The organism is Rhodococcus sp. P3_B8, assembly GCF_056402775.1.
On sequence record NZ_JBFUGT010000001.1, the window covers coordinates 111,319 to 126,132 of the forward strand.

A 14,814-nucleotide genomic window follows, 5' to 3' on the forward strand; every position below is an offset into this window, starting at 1 on the left:
CTCGGTTGTCAGGCGGGTTCGCGTCGGGAGTTGAACAGGACGCCGAGCAGTCCGAGTCCGTAGACCGCACCACCCGCCAGCACCAGCCCGAGTGACCGGCCGTCGGGGGCGATCACGAGGGAGGCTACGGCGATCGACGCGATGAAGGCCACGTTGAACACCGTGTCCTGCAGGGCGAACACCTGTCCGCGGCGGTCGTCCTCGATCTCGATCTGCATTGCCGCGTCACCGGTGAGTTTGATGGACTGCCCGGCGAATCCGAGTAGGAGCGCACCGCACAGCAGCGACGCCTGCGTGAGCGTCGCGACGAGCGTGCACTGCACGACGAGGGCGAGGATCAGGCCGCCGACGATGGTGCGGGACCGTCCGACTCGCGGAATCAGGAACGGCGTCGAGATCGCCGCCAGCAGCATGCCCGCGGCGGTGGCGCCGACCGCGACACCGAAACCGGCCAGACCTCCGGGCAGGGCGCTGACGGTGGCGGTGTCGCGGAGCACCAGAACCATGATCAGCGTGTTGACACCGAAAACGATCCGGTGCGTGCCTATTCCGATCATCGCCGTCGTGACGCCCGGTGACTGCCACACGGCGACCGCCCCGTTGCGCAGTCCGGCCGCGACGGCGCGGACCGCCCCGTATTCGGGTTTCTCGTCGGCGTGCGGGCCGAGCAGCCGATGGTGGAAGCGCGACGCCGCGAACGCGGCCACCGCGGAACCGCAGGCGGCTGCCGCGACGGCGATTCCCGAGCCGCGGTCGCCGGCGCCCACGAGGGAGATGATGGCGACGGACGTCGCGGCTCCGAGTGCGGCGACGACGGAGCCGGCGGTGGCGAGCACCGAATTGGTGGCCACGAGCCAGGACCGGTGCACCACTCGCGGCAGCGCCGCCGAGACTCCCGCGAGAACGAACCGGCTCACGCCGATGGCGGCGAGGGCGAGGAGGAGCAGCGCGGACTCACCGGTCCCGGTCTCCAGCAACACGGCGGTCAGCAGAATCAGCAGTCCGCGCAGAACATTCGCCCACAGCAGCACGGCGCGGCGGTCCCAGCGGTCGAGGAGCGCGCCCGCGTACGGTCCGATCACCGAGTACGGGAGCAGCAGTACCGCGAAACCGGCGGCGATCGTGACGGGATCCGTTGCGCGCTCCGGGTTGAACAGAATCGCGCCGCCGAGTGCCGTCTGGAACATGCCGTCGCCCAGCTGACTGGCGAATCGCACCGTCGCGAGGCGGGCCAGCCCGGGCGACCGCCGGAGGGTGTACGCCGTTCTGCGCCACGCCTCGCGCCGGTTGCCGAGCTGTTTCGCCATTCACAGGACCCTATCCGGCGGCCGCGACCGACCTGTCCTGCCACCACCGGACGGTCTCCTCGGCGGCACGGTCCAGCGGGGTCGGGGTCAGCCCGAGCCGGGCCTCGCTCTCGGACGAGTCCATCACGAACGGCTCCTCGAACTGGTACAGCATTTCGGCCAGTTCGCGGCTCCCCTGGTGCACGAGCCCGCCGCCGCGGATCACCCAGCCGGGCAGGGTGCTCACCTTCGGGGCGGGAACCCCGGCGGCCTTCGCATAGGCCTCGACCATCTGCCGCTGGGTGACGGCCGGGACCGTCGGTGCGTGCAGCACCGAGTTCCACAGGGCGGGGTCGTGGGCGGCGACGATCATCGCGGCCGCGAAGTCGGGAACGTACGTGAACGAGTGGGGCAGGTCGGCGGAACCGAGGACGCGCATCGTCTTGCCCGCGAGGACGACGGGCACCATGCGCTCGCCGGCGTGCGCGTTCAGCACCTGCGGTCCGAAGAAGTCGGACGCGACGACGCTCACGGTGGGGGTCGAGGACTCGGCGCGGGCCTTCAGCAACCGGGTCCGGATGCCGCGTTTGCCGGAGTCGGCCGACCGCGGCGTGTGCTCGGTCATCGGCTGGTGCGACGTGTCGTAGGAGTAGAGGCTCTCGGGGAACACTACGACGGCGCCGACGCGGCCTGCGGCCTCGAGCACGGTCTGCTCGGCGGCGGGGAGTTCGCGCTCCCACGCGTCCGCGCTGTAGGCGGCGTGGATGCAGTGGTAGACGGCGACTGCTCCGTCGAATGCCTCACGCAGTGCGTCGGCGTCGGAGACGTCGACCTTCCGCCGCTCGATCAGGGGATGGTCCGGGCCGCTGCCCGACCGCGTGAGGACCCGCACCTGGCGCCCTTGCTCGGCGAGTTGCAGGGCGACGGTCCAGCCGACGGGTCCTGCTCCGGTGACGATCTCGATGTTCGACATGTCCGCTCCTGCTGTGTGAGTCGATTTCGACGATTCGAGAGCACTGCTCTCTGTCTGATTCGAGAATGCTCCCCCTCGACCTCATTGTCAAGAGCACTGCTCTCCTTTGTTGACACCGCTCTCTGAAATTGCCAGTCTGGACCCCATGCCAGGAACACCACGGGAGCGCGCCCGCGAACAGACGTTGCAGGACATCACGAGGATCGGACGCGAACAGCTGGCCGCGGTCGGCGCCGCGGCCTTGTCGCTGCGGGCCGTCGCGCGGGACCTCGGCGTCGTGTCCTCTGCCGTCTACCGGTACGTCAAGAGCCGCGACGAACTGCTGACGCTGCTCGTCGTCGACGGATACAACGAACTCGGCGACGCCGCGGAGGCAGCCGTCGCGTCCGCCGCCGAACCGCGGGAACAGTTCCTGGCACTCGGCCGGGCGGTGCGCGAGTGGGCGCTGCGTGAGCCCGCCCGCTACGGATTGCTGTTCGGCAGCCCGGTTCCCGGCTACCACGCGCCCGGCGAGCAGACCACGACTCCGGGGACGCGGGTGATCTACGCACTCGTCGGGATCTTCGACAATGCGTTCCGGGTGGGCAGGCTCGAGGCGGCCGCCGCGGCGCCCATCGACGACGAGCTCGCGGCAGACCTCGACCGCATCCGCGCCGAACTCGGACTCACCACCCCCGACCCTCTGCTCGCCCGCGGCGTCCTGGTCTGGTCGGCGCTGTTCGGGGCGGTCAACTTCGAGGTGTTCGGGCAGTACGGCGCCGACACGTTCACCACACCGGGGGCACTGTTCGAGCACCACCTCGCGGTTCTGGCCGAGACGGCGGGGCTGCCCGCGGCGTAAAGCGGCGAACCGGACGCACGTCGCGTCCTCCGTCACATCGCGTCCGCCGCGGTGGGATGATGTTCAGGTGGCGCACGCAGAAGAACCCGAAGATCGAACGGCGTCGACGGAACCGGTGGTCCGGCCCGGCAGCCTGTTGGTCTCGTCCACAGATCTCGTCGAACCCGCATTCCGTCGCACCGTGATCTATGTGATCGAGCACAACGACGCCGGCAGCCTCGGCGTGGTCATCAACCGTCCCAGCGAAACCGCGGTGCACGACGTGCTGCCACAGTGGGCGCCGCTCGCCGCGCGCCCCTCCGCGCTGTACGTCGGCGGCCCCGTCAAACGGGACGCCGCACTGTGCCTGGCGACACTGCGCACCGGTGCGCAGGCCGACGGTGTCGCGGGTCTGCGCCGGGTCCACGGCCGCGTGGTGATGGTGGATCTCGACTCCGACCCCGAGGTCATCGCCCCGCTGGTGGAGGGTGTCCGGATCTTCGCCGGCTACTCCGGCTGGACGTACGGCCAGCTCGACTCCGAACTCCAGCGCGACGACTGGATCGTGATCTCGGCGCTCGCGTCGGACGTGGTCGCTCCCGCCCGGGTCGACGTGTGGGCGCAGGTGCTGCGCCGGCAGCCGCTCCCCCTCGCCCTGCTCGCCACTCACCCGATCGACGTCGAGCGCAACTAGCCGACACACCCCGCGCACGTCCCTGGACTGTCGGGGACGGGTGGTATCAACAGAGGTGGGGAACGAAGTGAGGAGGACAGCACACGTGATCGACACCTGTCACGGAACACTGATCGTGCACGCGCTCTACGGAGCAGAGTGCACGGACGAGTCGTGCGTCGAGTTGTCCGAGGTCCGGCACGCACTGATCATCGACTGCGACGAATTCGGCGACTGCGTGTGCTCGGCGGAGTTCGCCGAGCAGCTGCGTCACGCATCCTGAGAATCCACCTCGAGCGTCACCCCGACCTCCGACAGGCGTCGGCGCAGCTTCGGAAGATGGCTGCCCGGCCAGTACAGCTGCGCACAGTCCCGGCACCGACTGAACTCGTGTTCGTTGCCCGCGACGCCCGGTGGTGCCTCGGCGAGCGCCTCGGCACGGGGAACGGGCGCGAGAAGGCCGTTGCACCGCGCGCACCGCGTGAACGGTGAGATTCGCGACCGAAGGTCGAAGCGGTCCAGCACTTCCCGCAACTGCCTGCGTGGGTCCGTTTCGTGCAGGAACGCGCCGTGGGTGAGCGCCGACCTCTTGAGTAGGCCGGTGTCCCGGGTCAGGACGATGCGATGCTCGGACAGGGAGATGTCCACCAGTTCCGGGTCGGCGAAGTCGTTGCGGTAGCGGGTGTCGAATCCCAGCAGGCGGAGGTAGCGGGCGAGTCGGCCGAGATGCACGTCGAGCACGAACGTCGGGTCGCGCAGCGGTCGGGGACGCAGTTTCGTGACTCCGGTCAGCTCGAGTCGTTCGAACATCGGGTACACGGCGACCCGTTCGCCGCCGCGCAGCAGGTGCGCGAAATCGACCGACACTTCGTCGACGAGGATCAGATCCACCTCGGTGTGCGGGACGCCCAGCGCCTCGATCCGGTCCTTCACCGACGGGGTGCCGTCGAATTCGTGCTCGAACGTGTGCTTGCGCCGTACCGGCGGCAGAAAGTCGTTCAGCTCCTCGTAGAAGCGGAACTCGCAGTGACGAAGTGGCTCGGGCATCGGCATTTCACATCTCTCATGCCACAGTACTGGCCGACTCCTCGCGGCTGCGCCTCGAATACTTCTGGATCAGCGGGAAGAGCACGAACGTCGCGGCGAACACGACGGAATGCAGCCGCCAGTGCTTCAGTCCCTTCAGCGCCTCCTGCGGCGACAGCCGCGCGCCGTACAGCAGGAACAGGACGCCGATCGCGATCCGGGTGGCCCACTCGAGCACGGTCTGACCGGTCCCCGACACGGGAAAACACTCCCCAGGATCGCCACGGCGACGATGCCGAGGACGAACTCGTCGAGGTGGAACCGGCTGAGAAATTTCAAGCCGTCAAGGGTAGAACGGCGTGGTCACGACCCTTCGTGCGGACGCTCAGCACCGCGAGGACGCCGCACAGGACGGCGCCGATGATCGCCAGTTCGATGATGGCCACGTGCATGCCCTGGACGGTGATGGCGATGCCCGCGCAGATGGACGGCACGGCGAGACCGATGTAGCCGACGGTGAAGAACGCGGCGAGCGTCCCGCCCTGGGCGTCGGGGGCGTGCTCCGCGGCGGCGGCACCCACCGCGCGCATCGCTCCGGCGAACGAGAGTCCGTGCCCCACACCGACGATGACGGTCACGACGCACAGCAGGGTTTTGGACGGCACGAAGTCGACGACGAGCAACCCGATCATGCCTGCACCGACGGCACCGATGCCCAGGGTTCGGCAGAGCACGGTTCCGAGCCGGTTGGCCACGAGTTGCGCTGTCACCGAGCAGATCATGACCAGTGCGGCGGCACCGCCGGCGACCACGAGGTTGTCCACGCCGAGCAGGCCGATGATCCACGTCGGGACCACCGACTGGAACAGGCCGACGGCGCCCCACGCCAGTGCGACACCGAGGGAGGACAGCCAGAACACCTGGCGGATGGGTGCGGGGACGTGCGGGACCTGGAACAACTGGGTGGGGTGGGACTGCCCGCCGGTGGGTGCGGGGAGCAGCAGCACCATGATCAGCGCGGGCAGCAGCGCCAGCGCGAACAGCACGTACGGCAGGACCAGGGCGTGCGGGAGATACTGCGCGGCGGCCCCGCCGAACAGCGGGCCCAGCGACGCACCGAGCGCGGTGGTGAGGGTGGCGGCGAGACCTGCGCGGCGGAGGTTCCGGGCCGGTTCGTGCTCGATGAGGGCGGCGGACCCGGCGGCCGAACACGCACCGACGGCGATGCCCTGGGCGATTCGGCCGAAGAACAGCCAGATGGTCGAGTCGGCGAACGCGAGGACCACGGCGCCCAGCAGGCTGAAGGAGATGGCGGCCAGCAACACGAAACGGCGTCCGAGTGCGTCGGACAGCGGGCCGAAGAACAGCAGCGAGGGAAGCAGTCCGGCGACGTAGACGGCGAATATCAGCGTTTGGACCAGCGGAGTGAATCCGAACTCGTGGCGGTAGAGCGAGTACAGCGCCGTGGGGATGTTGGCGCCGAGGAGCAGCACGACGAGGAGGTAGTTCAGGCCGTGGAAGTGGCGGCTGGTGGTGCGGGCGGTGGAGGTCGGGACGGTGTCGGCGTGAGCGGTTGACGTGGACGTGTGGGGTCGCCTCCTCGGGCTGTCCGAATACATAGGACGTCCTACGTAGTTTAGGCGGGCCGGTCGTGAGTCGCGAGCCGGCGAGGTGTGAGGATGAGTACATGACAGTGGTTCGGCGCGAATCCGCGTATCAGCAGTCCCTGGACTGGATGCGTGGCCGGATCGCCCAGGGCGACTGGACGGTGGGCGAGCGCATCCCGACGGAACCCGAGCTGATGACGCTGCTCGGGGTCGGGCGCAACACCGTGCGCGAGGCCATCAAGACCCTGACGTCGACGGGCATCCTCGAGATCCGGCGCGGGTCCGGGACGTTCGTGCGGGCCCGCACCGACATCGGCGGGCTGCTCGGGCGGCAGGTCGCGGTCGCCGAGATGCTGAACGTCTTCGAGGTCCGGCGGGCGCTCGAGACGGAGGCCGTCCGGCTCGCGTGCGGTCGCCGCACCGACGACGACCTGCGGTCCCTGTCCGCGCTACTGGACGAGCGGCAGCGAACGACGGATCAGCCGTCCCGATTCGCGGACGCCGACCTCGCGTTCCACCTCGGGGTCGTGGAGGCCGCGCACAATCCGGTGCTGTCCGACCTGTTCGCCGGGATCCTCGAACCCACCCGCGCCACCTACGACTTCACCGAAGGCGTCCACCCCCCGTCGCTGACCACCGACGACCATCGCGCCGTCATCGACGCGATCGCCGCCCGCGACGAGGACGCCGCGGTCCGGGCCGCCCTCGGCTACCTCGACCGCGTGCTCGACGCGGTGCACCAGGCCTCCCGCCCGTGAGTGGTTAGCGAGTCCCTGCACTCCCGGGCCACTCACGGGTGGCGGAGCCGCCTGTCGGCGAACGTGTTGAGCGCACCGGCCAGCTCTTCGGCCCGTGCGCTGGTGACGGTCAGCCGGTCGCCGCACGCGGTCGTGACGATCACGGCGGGACCGGTCCTCGTCACGACGCCGTAGTTCCGTCGGCCCTTCACCTTGAGTCCCCAGCCGCCGAAGTCGTCGAACGGCTTGATCACGTCGACGCGGGCGCCCTCGATCTCGTCGACGCCGTACTGCAGGGCGGTCATGCCCATGTTCACCACCCGGATGCCGGACGGATCGACGATCACCCGGAAGCGGAGCAGGCTCACGATCAGCAGCCCGACGGGAAAGAACACCGCGAGCGGCCACCACCCGTCGACGAGCAGGCAGACGGCGACAGCGGGCGCGACACCGAGCAGCAGGAGCAGCACCAGCGAGCCGACGGTGCCGAAACCGACCGTGTCCGCGACCGTCGCCGGGTCGTCGGCGCGCGGCAACCGGGGGTCGGGAGGACTGGTGGCGGACACCCGGGGCCGATAGTCGCGCAGCAGGGCGGCGCCGAGCAGGCCGACAATCGCGCCGATCACGACGCCGACGCCGAGCGACCACAACGGAAGTTCGGTACTCGAGACGTCGGTGACATCGAGTTGGACGTAGAGCAGCACCACCTGCACGGTCAGGATCAGGCCGACCACGGACAGTCCGACGACGAGCATCGTGCGGCGCATCATCAGCATCGCCTGGGCCAGTGCGGCGATCGCGGCACATCCGCCACCGAACAGGACTGCCACCAGGGCAAAGGTCCAGGCACTGGACATCGGGGTGGAGAAGCCGTCGGGCGAGGTGGTGGTCCAGTGGGTGGCGATCTCCACCGGAAGCCGCGGTTCCCAGACCTTCGTCAGGATCACCCCGAACAGGGCGGCGACGACCGGCAGCAGGAGACCGAACACTGCGCCTGCGGGGTCGACGACGCGCGAGGACTTCAATGGACGGGCCGTCGGCAGCCGGTCAGGACGGCTGGCAGGCGCCCTTCAGCGAGCACGCACCGCAGGAACTGCCGCACCCGCCGGTGTCGGCGGCGGGCACCGCCGCGGCGGCACGGGCACCGAGCGATCCGCCCGTCGCCGCGGTGAGAGCGGCGGCCACGACGCTGACGAGGACGGCACCGATTCCGAAGACTCCGCCGATCAGGATTGCGGCGATTCCGCCGATGACGAGGAGCCCGGCCGCGGCGAGCAGGGTGGGCCCTGCGACCTTGTTGGCCAGCGCAAACGTCTGATCGTCGCGCATCGTCTCGGGGGTGCGGACACCCGCCCACCGGTTGCGCGGAAGGCGCTCGGCGAGGCCTGCAACGGCGACACCGGAGACAGCGACGGCGAGCACGAACAGCACGGCGGAGGCAATCAACACGAGACCAGGATACGGCGGACCCGGACGCGCAGGTGAGCCCGGGTGGGGTGAGGCTCTACCCTGGTTGACGGTATCCCCCTAATTCAGAATGTCAGCCAAGTAGATAGCGACCACAGTGACCGAGCACGTGCAGCCCGCCAACCCGTCCGACGCGACCCCGCAGCACCGCTACACCGCGGAGCTCGCCGGCCAGATCGAGCAGCGCTGGCAGGACCGGTGGAGCGAGGAGGGCACGTTCAACGCGCCCAACCCGGTCGGTCCCCTCGCCGGCGACGTTCCCGCGGACAAGTTGTTCGTGCAGGACATGTTCCCGTACCCGTCGGGGACGGGTCTGCACGTGGGTCACCCGCTCGGCTACATCGCCACCGACGTGTTCGCCCGCTATCACCGCATGCAGGGCCACAACGTGCTGCACACCCTCGGCTACGACGCGTTCGGTCTGCCTGCCGAGCAGTACGCGGTGCAGACGGGTACGCACCCGCGGACCACCACCGAGGCCAACATCGTCAACATGAAGCGGCAGCTGCGCCGCCTCGGGCTCGGCCACGACGAACGCCGCACATTCGCGACCACCGACACCGACTTCTACCACTGGACGCAGTGGATCTTCCTGCAGATCCACGACGCGTGGTTCGACAAGGAGGCGGGCAAGGCCCGGCGGATCTCGGAGCTCGAGGCCGAGTTCGTGTCGGGCGTGCGGTCGCTGGAGGACGGACGGGACTGGGCGTCGCTGTCCGTGTCCGAGAAGGAGGCCGTCCTCGACTCCTACCGCCTCGTCTACCACTCCGATTCGATGGTCAACTGGTGCCCCGGTCTGGGCACGGTGCTGGCGAACGAAGAGGTCACCGCGGACGGTCGCAGCGACCGCGGCAACTTCCCCGTGTTCCGTAAGCACCTGCAGCAGTGGATGATGCGCATCACCGCGTACTCGGACCGTCTGGTGGACGACCTGGAGTACCTGGACTGGCCCGAGAAGGTCAAGACCATGCAGCGCAACTGGATCGGGCGCTCGCACGGTGCGCAGGTGAAGTTCCAGGCGGACGGTCATGAGATCGAGGTGTTCACGACGCGTCCGGACACGCTGTTCGGCGCGACGTACGTGACGCTGGCGCCGGAACACGAACTGGTGGACGACATCGTTGCGGCCCAGTGGCCCGAGGGCGTCGATTCGCGCTGGACCGGCGGTGCCGCGACTCCCGCCGAAGCGGTTGCGGCGTACCGGAAGTCGATCGCGTCGAAGTCGGATCTCGAGCGTCAGGAGTACAAGGAGAAGACGGGTGTCTTCCTCGGCACCTACGCCGTGAACCCGGTGAACGGGCTCGAGCTGCCGGTGTTCATCGCCGACTACGTCCTCACCGGCTACGGCACGGGCGCCATCATGGCTGTCCCGGGTCACGACCACCGCGACTACGAGTTCGCGACCGAGTTCGGTCTCGACATCGTCGAGGTGATCTCCGGCGGCGACCTCACCAAGGACGCGTACACCGGCGACGGCACGATCGTGAACTCCGATTTCCTGAACGGGATGAGCGTCGCCGACGCCAAGAAGGCGATCACCGACCGTCTGGAAGCGGACGGCACCGGCAAGGGCACCATCCAGTACAAACTGCGCGACTGGCTGTTCGCCCGCCAGCGGTACTGGGGCGAGCCGTTCCCGATCGTGTACGACGCCGAGGGCAACGCGCACGCCCTGCCGGAATCGTCTCTGCCGGTGGAGCTCCCGGAGGTCGAGGACTACGCACCCGTGTCGTTCGATCCGGACGACGCGTCCTCGGAGCCCTCTCCCCCGCTGGCCAAGGCCGTCGACTGGGTCAACGTCGAACTCGACCTCGGTGACGGACTGCAGACGTACCGCCGCGACACCAACGTGATGCCGCAGTGGGCCGGCAGCTCCTGGTACCAGCTGCGGTACATCGATCCCACCAACCCGGACGTGTTCTGCGACAAGGAGAACGAGCGGTACTGGACGGGTCCGCGCCCGGAGCTCCACGGACCCAACGATCCCGGCGGCGTCGACCTGTACGTCGGCGGTGTCGAGCATGCGGTGCTGCACCTGCTGTACTCGCGGTTCTGGCACAAGGTGCTGTTCGACCTCGGCTACGTCACCTCGAGCGAGCCGTACCGCCGCCTGTACAACCAGGGCTACATCCAGGCGTACGCGTACACCGATGCGCGCGGCGTGTACGTACCCGCGGACGAGGTGGAGGAGAAGGACGGCAAGTTCTTCCACCAGGGCATCGAGGTCAACCGCGAGTACGGGAAGATGGGCAAGAGCCTCAAGAACTCCGTGTCGCCGGACGAGATCTGCGAGGAGTACGGCGCCGACACGCTCCGCGTGTACGAGATGTCGATGGGTCCGCTGGACACGTCCCGCCCGTGGGCGACCAAGGACGTCGTCGGTGCGCAGCGCTTCCTGCAGCGTGCGTGGCGTGTGGTCGTCGACGAGGAGTCCGGTGCAGTGCGCGTCACCGACGACGCCCCGACGGAGGACACGCTGCGCGCGCTGAACAAGGCGATCGCCGGTGTGAGCGAGGACTACACGGCGCTGCGCGACAACACGGCGGCAGCCAAGCTGATCGAGTACACCAACCACCTCACCAAGGCGTACCCCGGCGGTGCCCCCCGCTCGGTGGTGGAGCCGCTTGTGCTGATGCTGGCACCGCTGGCCCCGCACCTCGCGGAGGAGTTGTGGTCGCGGCTCGGGCACGAGAAGTCCCTGGCCCACGGACCGTTCCCGGTGGCCGAGGAGAAGTGGCTGGTGGAAGACACCGTCGAGTACCCGATCCAGGTCAACGGCAAGGTCCGCAGCCGCGTGACCGTCGCCGCCGACGCCCCGCGCGAGGAGATCGAGAAGATCGCGCTGGCCGACGACAAGATCGTGGCGCTCCTCGACGGCCAGGATCCCCGCAAGGTGATCGTCGTTCCCGGCAAGATGGTCAACATAGTGCGCTGACGCACCCGTGAGTACTTATTAACCACCGGCGGTTAACAAGTACTCACGGGTGGTTTGATACATGGGTGCAACTCGTGATCGAGGCAACCGACCTTCCCGGATCGGCGTGCCCGCCGGGAGCCAATTTCCCCGGCTACGACAACATCCACGTGGCGGTGCAACGCCGCGGTGCACACGACGACCTACTCGGTCTGCAGTCGGGAGACGCGACCGCGGCGCGCTGGGTTCTCGACTGCACGGCGACCCCGACGCCGACGGGTCTCGACATCACCGGACCGTACGTGCAGGGCCGGCCGGGCGCGCGGTTCGTCTACCTGTCGTGGGGGACGCTCGATGCCGACGGCCGATTCGACATGTTCCGCCGGGCGAAGTTGATGTGGGACGCGGTGGATCCGGCGACTGCGGACGCGGCGTCGGCTGCCGGTCGCATCACGGCGCGTCTCGGGCTCACCGACGCCCGGGGAAATCCGCTGTGCGCGGCGGTGCGTCCGCCGTTGGTCGAGTGGTCGGCGTAGCCGATCGCCGTACCCCCTGCGCGTAGGGTGAGGGTATCGGCGGCACTTCGTACGCGAACGCCCGAGATCGCGTCGCCGCCGACAGAGATATCGGCCGCTTTGCGGCCGAGGCGGGAGCGTCGTCATGACGCTACAACAGGATCGCAACTTTCCCGGTCGTCTTCACGGCGCCCATAGTCGTGGCGGCCCGGCGCAGTCGCCGCGGCTTCGGTTGAAGCCGGAGGCGCCCGGTGCCGGCACGGTGGACGGCGCCTGGTGGCCCCGGTCCCGTGACCTGACCGTGGAGATTGCGGATCTGGTTGCGCTGGTGGCGGTTCGGATGGGTGTGGTCGATCGAGTCGTGTACGACCTCAAGGCCTGGCTTCCTGCGCCGCGCCGGGTCATGGTCGCGGGACGATCGGTGCATCTCGACGGTTACGAGTACCAGCCGCTCAACACCCTGTACGTGAGCGGTCTGAAGCGGACGAGGTTGACGCTCCTGGTGGTGCCTCCCGAGGCCGATGCCCGCTATGCCGACTCGACGATGCATACGGCCGCCAACCCCAACAGTGCCCTGACCGCCGACGAGTTGCTGATGTCGGGCATCAGGGATGGCTTCGACCGCACTGCGAGCGCGAAGGGACGTGAACGATGACGCACGACGACAACATCACGCATTCCGGTCGTGGGCTGGGACTTTCTCGGCCGGCCGACGGTGGGCAGCCTTTCGACGCACCCACCCGGACCCCGAGGCTGCTCCTGCGCGCTCGCGGCGAGGTGTCGGAGGGCGTCGACGGGGCGTGGTGGCCCCGAACCACCAATCTGACCACCGAACTGCACGACCTGATCAGCGCGTTGACGGATCGAGTGGGAACGACCGAACGCGTCGCCTTCGATTGGAACTCGCTGAGCATCTCGCAACGCGGCATCGACCGGCGGGACGGCATCGAGGTGTCCGGCCCGGATCCGGATCAGCCGACCGACATCATGTACGTCTTCGGTACCGACGGACGTCGCCTCGACATCTTGATCGTCGGGCCCAATACCGACGCCGACAACGCTTTCGAGGCGATGAAGAGGGCTGTGGGTCTCGCTCCGGACCAGTAGTCGCTATCGACTCTCGGCGTCGTGGAGGGCCGGTGACCGATCGACGTGACGGGGACGCTTCTCCCGCATCCACGGCAGTGCTGCGGACGCGATCAGGACGACGGCCATTCCCGCCCACTGCACCGGCGACAGTTGCTCGCCCAGCAGAATCTGTGCGGCCAGCACCCCGACCACCGGTTCGAGCAGTCCGAGGAGGCTGACCGAGGCCGAGCCGAGCGCGCGCACCGCGATGAAGGAGCAGCCGATCCCGATGGGCATCAGCAGGAGCCCCTGGAACAGAATGGACCCCCACCCGCTGGGTGCGAACGTCCAGGACTGTCCGTCGACGACGGCGATCGTGCCGGTGGCGATTCCGGCGCCGAGTGACGCCAGTCCGCCGGCGGCGACGGGGCTGACCTGGTGCACCCATCGTTCCCCGACCACCAGATACACGGCGTACCCGGCGGCGCTGAGGAGGGCGAGTATCGCCCCGTTCAGGGCGACGGCGGAGCCGCCCGCGCCTGCGACGAGCGCGATGCCGCCGGACATCGCGAGGGCCAGCACCAACTGACCGCGGTGGATCCTGTTCCGGGTGAGCACCCAGACCAGTGCCATCACGAACAGTGGGTAGATGTGGACGATCACGACCGCGATCTGGGCACCGGTAACCCGCACTGCCGCAAAGAAACACAGAAGCTGGATTCCGAACAGTGGGCCGCAGACGACGCACAGCCCGACAGCGGACTTCCAGGTCACGCCCGTCAGTCTTCCGGTGGACCAGGCCAGGAGTAGCAGGAGTGCGGCACCGACGAGGCTGCGGAGGCAGACGAGGACGGCCGGCGACACTCCACCGGCGTAGCCGATCGCGGCGAACGTCGGGGTGAGTCCGTAGGCGACCGCGGAGGCCGCACCGCATCCCCAGGCGACGGCACTGCGGCCGCGGGTGGTGCTATCGCCCATGGACTCGAACGCGTCGAGCGGTCCGCGGTGGTCGGGTCACCATGTCCGCGGCGCGACGAGTTCGTCGTGAACGAACTGCACGAGAACCTCTTTCATGGCGGCGACGGTCATGTTCGGTGCGCCGGTGAGCACCTGGATGGCGGTCCCGTCGGTGAGCGCGGTCAGCCGCTGCGCGATGGTCTCCGGGTCGACGTCGGTGCGGAAGATCTCCTGGCGTTGTCCGCGCCGGACGATCTTGACGACGGTTTCGTGCCAGCGCGCGTAGTAGGTGTTGTGGAACGGGCGGAGTTCGGGTCGCAGCGTGGCCTCGGCCCAGAACTGCAGCCAGATGGACCACTCGTCGCGCAGCGGCCCGACGCGGGGCAACTGCATGTCGATCAGGCGGAGCAGCCGCTCGTGGGCGTTGTCGATCGCTTTGAGTTCGCGGCTCTGCCGGTCGAATGCGTTGTCGATGGCGTGGCGGAGGGCCGCCGTCAGGACGTCGCTCTTGCCGGGGAAGTAGTAGTGCACCGCTCCGGTGCTGGTGCCGACGACCTGTGCGATGTCGGAGATACGGACCGAGTGGTATCCGCGCTCGGCGATCAGCTGAGCCGCGGCGTCGAGTATCGCCGTTCGGCGCGCGTCCTCGGTGAGTTGAGCGGTCACTGTCCCTCCTTCGATAGTCATCTGACTGATCCATCAAATCATACGCCTAAAACTGACGCATCAGTCAGACGCCGCGCTGCTTGGGCGGAAGGGGCCGGAGTCGGA

Annotated in this window: 16 protein-coding genes and 1 pseudogene; 8 read left to right on the forward strand and 9 right to left on the reverse strand. The window is 68.5% G+C overall.

All coding sequences use genetic code 11. The features are described 5' to 3' along the window. Positions 1 to 8: 8 nt before the first annotated feature. Positions 9 to 1,307, reverse strand: a complete 1,299-nt coding sequence (locus AC1D1G_RS00530) for an MFS transporter (RefSeq protein ID WP_280783044.1) — start codon at positions 1,305 to 1,307, stop codon at positions 9 to 11. Between the two features lie 10 nt (positions 1,308 to 1,317). Continuing rightward, entirely contained in the window at positions 1,318 to 2,259 is a 942-nt protein-coding gene (locus AC1D1G_RS00535; RefSeq protein ID WP_283334677.1) for an NAD-dependent epimerase/dehydratase family protein, read from the reverse strand. Between the two features lie 145 nt (positions 2,260 to 2,404). Here AC1D1G_RS00535 and AC1D1G_RS00540 point away from each other — a divergent pair, with 145 nt between their 5' ends. The 3 genes from AC1D1G_RS00540 (at position 2,405) to AC1D1G_RS00550 (ending at position 4,035) form a co-directional block, all read left to right on the forward strand. Then, on the forward strand, positions 2,405 to 3,100 hold the full coding sequence (locus AC1D1G_RS00540; RefSeq protein WP_317570530.1) for a TetR/AcrR family transcriptional regulator: 696 nt from the start codon (positions 2,405 to 2,407) through the stop codon (positions 3,098 to 3,100). Between the two features lie 67 nt (positions 3,101 to 3,167). Continuing rightward, positions 3,168 to 3,773 carry a YqgE/AlgH family protein gene (locus AC1D1G_RS00545; RefSeq protein ID WP_009476712.1) on the forward strand — a complete coding sequence of 202 codons (606 nt, stop codon included), beginning with the start codon at positions 3,168 to 3,170 and terminating at the stop codon, positions 3,771 to 3,773. Positions 3,774 to 3,858: 85 nt separating this feature from the next. Then, positions 3,859 to 4,035 (forward strand): hypothetical protein, encoded by a 177-nt coding sequence (locus AC1D1G_RS00550; RefSeq protein ID WP_174233816.1) that lies wholly within the window; start codon positions 3,859 to 3,861, stop codon positions 4,033 to 4,035. Here AC1D1G_RS00550 and AC1D1G_RS00555 read toward each other — a convergent pair. The 3 genes and pseudogenes from AC1D1G_RS00555 to AC1D1G_RS00565 all read right to left on the reverse strand — a co-directional run bounded on the left by AC1D1G_RS00555 (position 4,023) and on the right by AC1D1G_RS00565 (position 6,397). Next, a complete protein-coding gene (locus AC1D1G_RS00555; RefSeq protein ID WP_280783040.1) occupies positions 4,023 to 4,805 on the reverse strand; it encodes a Mut7-C RNAse domain-containing protein in 783 nt (260 codons plus the stop codon). The genes AC1D1G_RS00550 and AC1D1G_RS00555 overlap by 13 nt on opposite strands. Positions 4,806 to 4,866: 61 nt before the next feature. Continuing rightward, positions 4,867 to 5,117, reverse strand: a pseudogene (locus tag AC1D1G_RS00560) (bile acid:sodium symporter); the annotation flags it as partial. After that, positions 5,114 to 6,397: an MFS transporter gene (locus tag AC1D1G_RS00565; RefSeq protein ID WP_477950490.1), complete on the reverse strand. Its 1,284-nt coding sequence runs from the start codon at positions 6,395 to 6,397 to the stop codon at positions 5,114 to 5,116. The gene AC1D1G_RS00565 and the pseudogene AC1D1G_RS00560, both read right to left, overlap by 4 nt. Before the next feature lie 68 nt (positions 6,398 to 6,465). Between AC1D1G_RS00565 and AC1D1G_RS00570 the strand changes: the two genes are divergently transcribed. Then, positions 6,466 to 7,143: a FadR/GntR family transcriptional regulator gene (locus AC1D1G_RS00570; protein ID WP_283334673.1), complete on the forward strand. Its 678-nt coding sequence runs from the start codon at positions 6,466 to 6,468 to the stop codon at positions 7,141 to 7,143. A gap of 32 nt (positions 7,144 to 7,175) precedes the next feature. On the opposite strand, the gene AC1D1G_RS00575 is transcribed toward AC1D1G_RS00570, so the two are convergent. Both AC1D1G_RS00575 and AC1D1G_RS00580 read right to left on the reverse strand, forming a co-directional pair. Then, positions 7,176 to 8,147 carry a DUF1648 domain-containing protein gene (locus tag AC1D1G_RS00575; protein ID WP_477950492.1) on the reverse strand — a complete coding sequence of 324 codons (972 nt, stop codon included), beginning with the start codon at positions 8,145 to 8,147 and terminating at the stop codon, positions 7,176 to 7,178. A gap of 22 nt (positions 8,148 to 8,169) precedes the next feature. Then, positions 8,170 to 8,571 carry an SdpI family protein gene (locus tag AC1D1G_RS00580; protein ID WP_280783036.1) on the reverse strand — a complete coding sequence of 134 codons (402 nt, stop codon included), beginning with the start codon at positions 8,569 to 8,571 and terminating at the stop codon, positions 8,170 to 8,172. 115 nt (positions 8,572 to 8,686) lie between these two features. Here AC1D1G_RS00580 and leuS point away from each other — a divergent pair, with 115 nt between their 5' ends. The 4 genes from leuS (at position 8,687) to AC1D1G_RS00600 (ending at position 13,125) form a co-directional block, all read left to right on the forward strand. After that, positions 8,687 to 11,524: a leucine--tRNA ligase gene (leuS, locus tag AC1D1G_RS00585; protein ID WP_283352348.1), complete on the forward strand. Its 2,838-nt coding sequence runs from the start codon at positions 8,687 to 8,689 to the stop codon at positions 11,522 to 11,524. A 65-nt stretch (positions 11,525 to 11,589) separates the two neighbouring features. Continuing rightward, entirely contained in the window at positions 11,590 to 12,039 is a 450-nt protein-coding gene (locus tag AC1D1G_RS00590) for a DUF5990 family protein (RefSeq protein ID WP_477950495.1), read from the forward strand. Between the two features lie 124 nt (positions 12,040 to 12,163). After that, positions 12,164 to 12,673 carry a DUF5994 family protein gene (locus AC1D1G_RS00595; RefSeq protein ID WP_477950497.1) on the forward strand — a complete coding sequence of 170 codons (510 nt, stop codon included), beginning with the start codon at positions 12,164 to 12,166 and terminating at the stop codon, positions 12,671 to 12,673. Further along, complete coding sequence (locus AC1D1G_RS00600; RefSeq protein WP_283334668.1) at positions 12,670 to 13,125, forward strand: DUF5994 family protein; 456 nt, start codon at positions 12,670 to 12,672, stop codon at positions 13,123 to 13,125. The genes AC1D1G_RS00595 and AC1D1G_RS00600 overlap by 4 nt, the downstream gene beginning before the upstream one ends. Positions 13,126 to 13,128: 3 nt before the next feature. Here the strand turns inward: AC1D1G_RS00600 and AC1D1G_RS00605 are convergent, their stop codons facing one another. Both AC1D1G_RS00605 and AC1D1G_RS00610 read right to left on the reverse strand, forming a co-directional pair. Further along, positions 13,129 to 14,064 carry a DMT family transporter gene (locus tag AC1D1G_RS00605; RefSeq protein WP_280783031.1) on the reverse strand — a complete coding sequence of 312 codons (936 nt, stop codon included), beginning with the start codon at positions 14,062 to 14,064 and terminating at the stop codon, positions 13,129 to 13,131. A 36-nt stretch (positions 14,065 to 14,100) separates the two neighbouring features. Then, positions 14,101 to 14,730 (reverse strand): TetR/AcrR family transcriptional regulator, encoded by a 630-nt coding sequence (locus tag AC1D1G_RS00610; protein WP_005249163.1) that lies wholly within the window; start codon positions 14,728 to 14,730, stop codon positions 14,101 to 14,103. Positions 14,731 to 14,814: the final 84 nt, after the last annotated feature.

Bases quoted from the DNA above. Each gene is read 5' to 3' on its own strand.
- AC1D1G_RS00530 (WP_280783044.1), bottom strand. From the start codon at position 1,307: ATGGCGAAACAGCTCGGCAACCGGCGCGAGGCGTGGCGCAGAACGGCG.
- AC1D1G_RS00535 (WP_283334677.1), bottom strand. From the start codon at position 2,259: ATGTCGAACATCGAGATCGTCACCGGAGCAGGACCCGTCGGCTGGACC.
- AC1D1G_RS00540 (WP_317570530.1), top strand. From the start codon at position 2,405: ATGCCAGGAACACCACGGGAGCGCGCCCGCGAACAGACGTTGCAGGAC.
- AC1D1G_RS00555 (WP_280783040.1), bottom strand. From the start codon at position 4,805: ATGCCGATGCCCGAGCCACTTCGTCACTGCGAGTTCCGCTTCTACGAG.
- AC1D1G_RS00565 (WP_477950490.1), bottom strand. From the start codon at position 6,397: ATGTATTCGGACAGCCCGAGGAGGCGACCCCACACGTCCACGTCAACC.
- AC1D1G_RS00570 (WP_283334673.1), top strand. From the start codon at position 6,466: ATGACAGTGGTTCGGCGCGAATCCGCGTATCAGCAGTCCCTGGACTGG.
- AC1D1G_RS00595 (WP_477950497.1), top strand. From the start codon at position 12,164: ATGACGCTACAACAGGATCGCAACTTTCCCGGTCGTCTTCACGGCGCC.
- AC1D1G_RS00600 (WP_283334668.1), top strand. From the start codon at position 12,670: ATGACGCACGACGACAACATCACGCATTCCGGTCGTGGGCTGGGACTT.
- AC1D1G_RS00605 (WP_280783031.1), bottom strand. From the start codon at position 14,064: ATGGGCGATAGCACCACCCGCGGCCGCAGTGCCGTCGCCTGGGGATGC.
- AC1D1G_RS00610 (WP_005249163.1), bottom strand. From the start codon at position 14,730: ATGACTATCGAAGGAGGGACAGTGACCGCTCAACTCACCGAGGACGCG.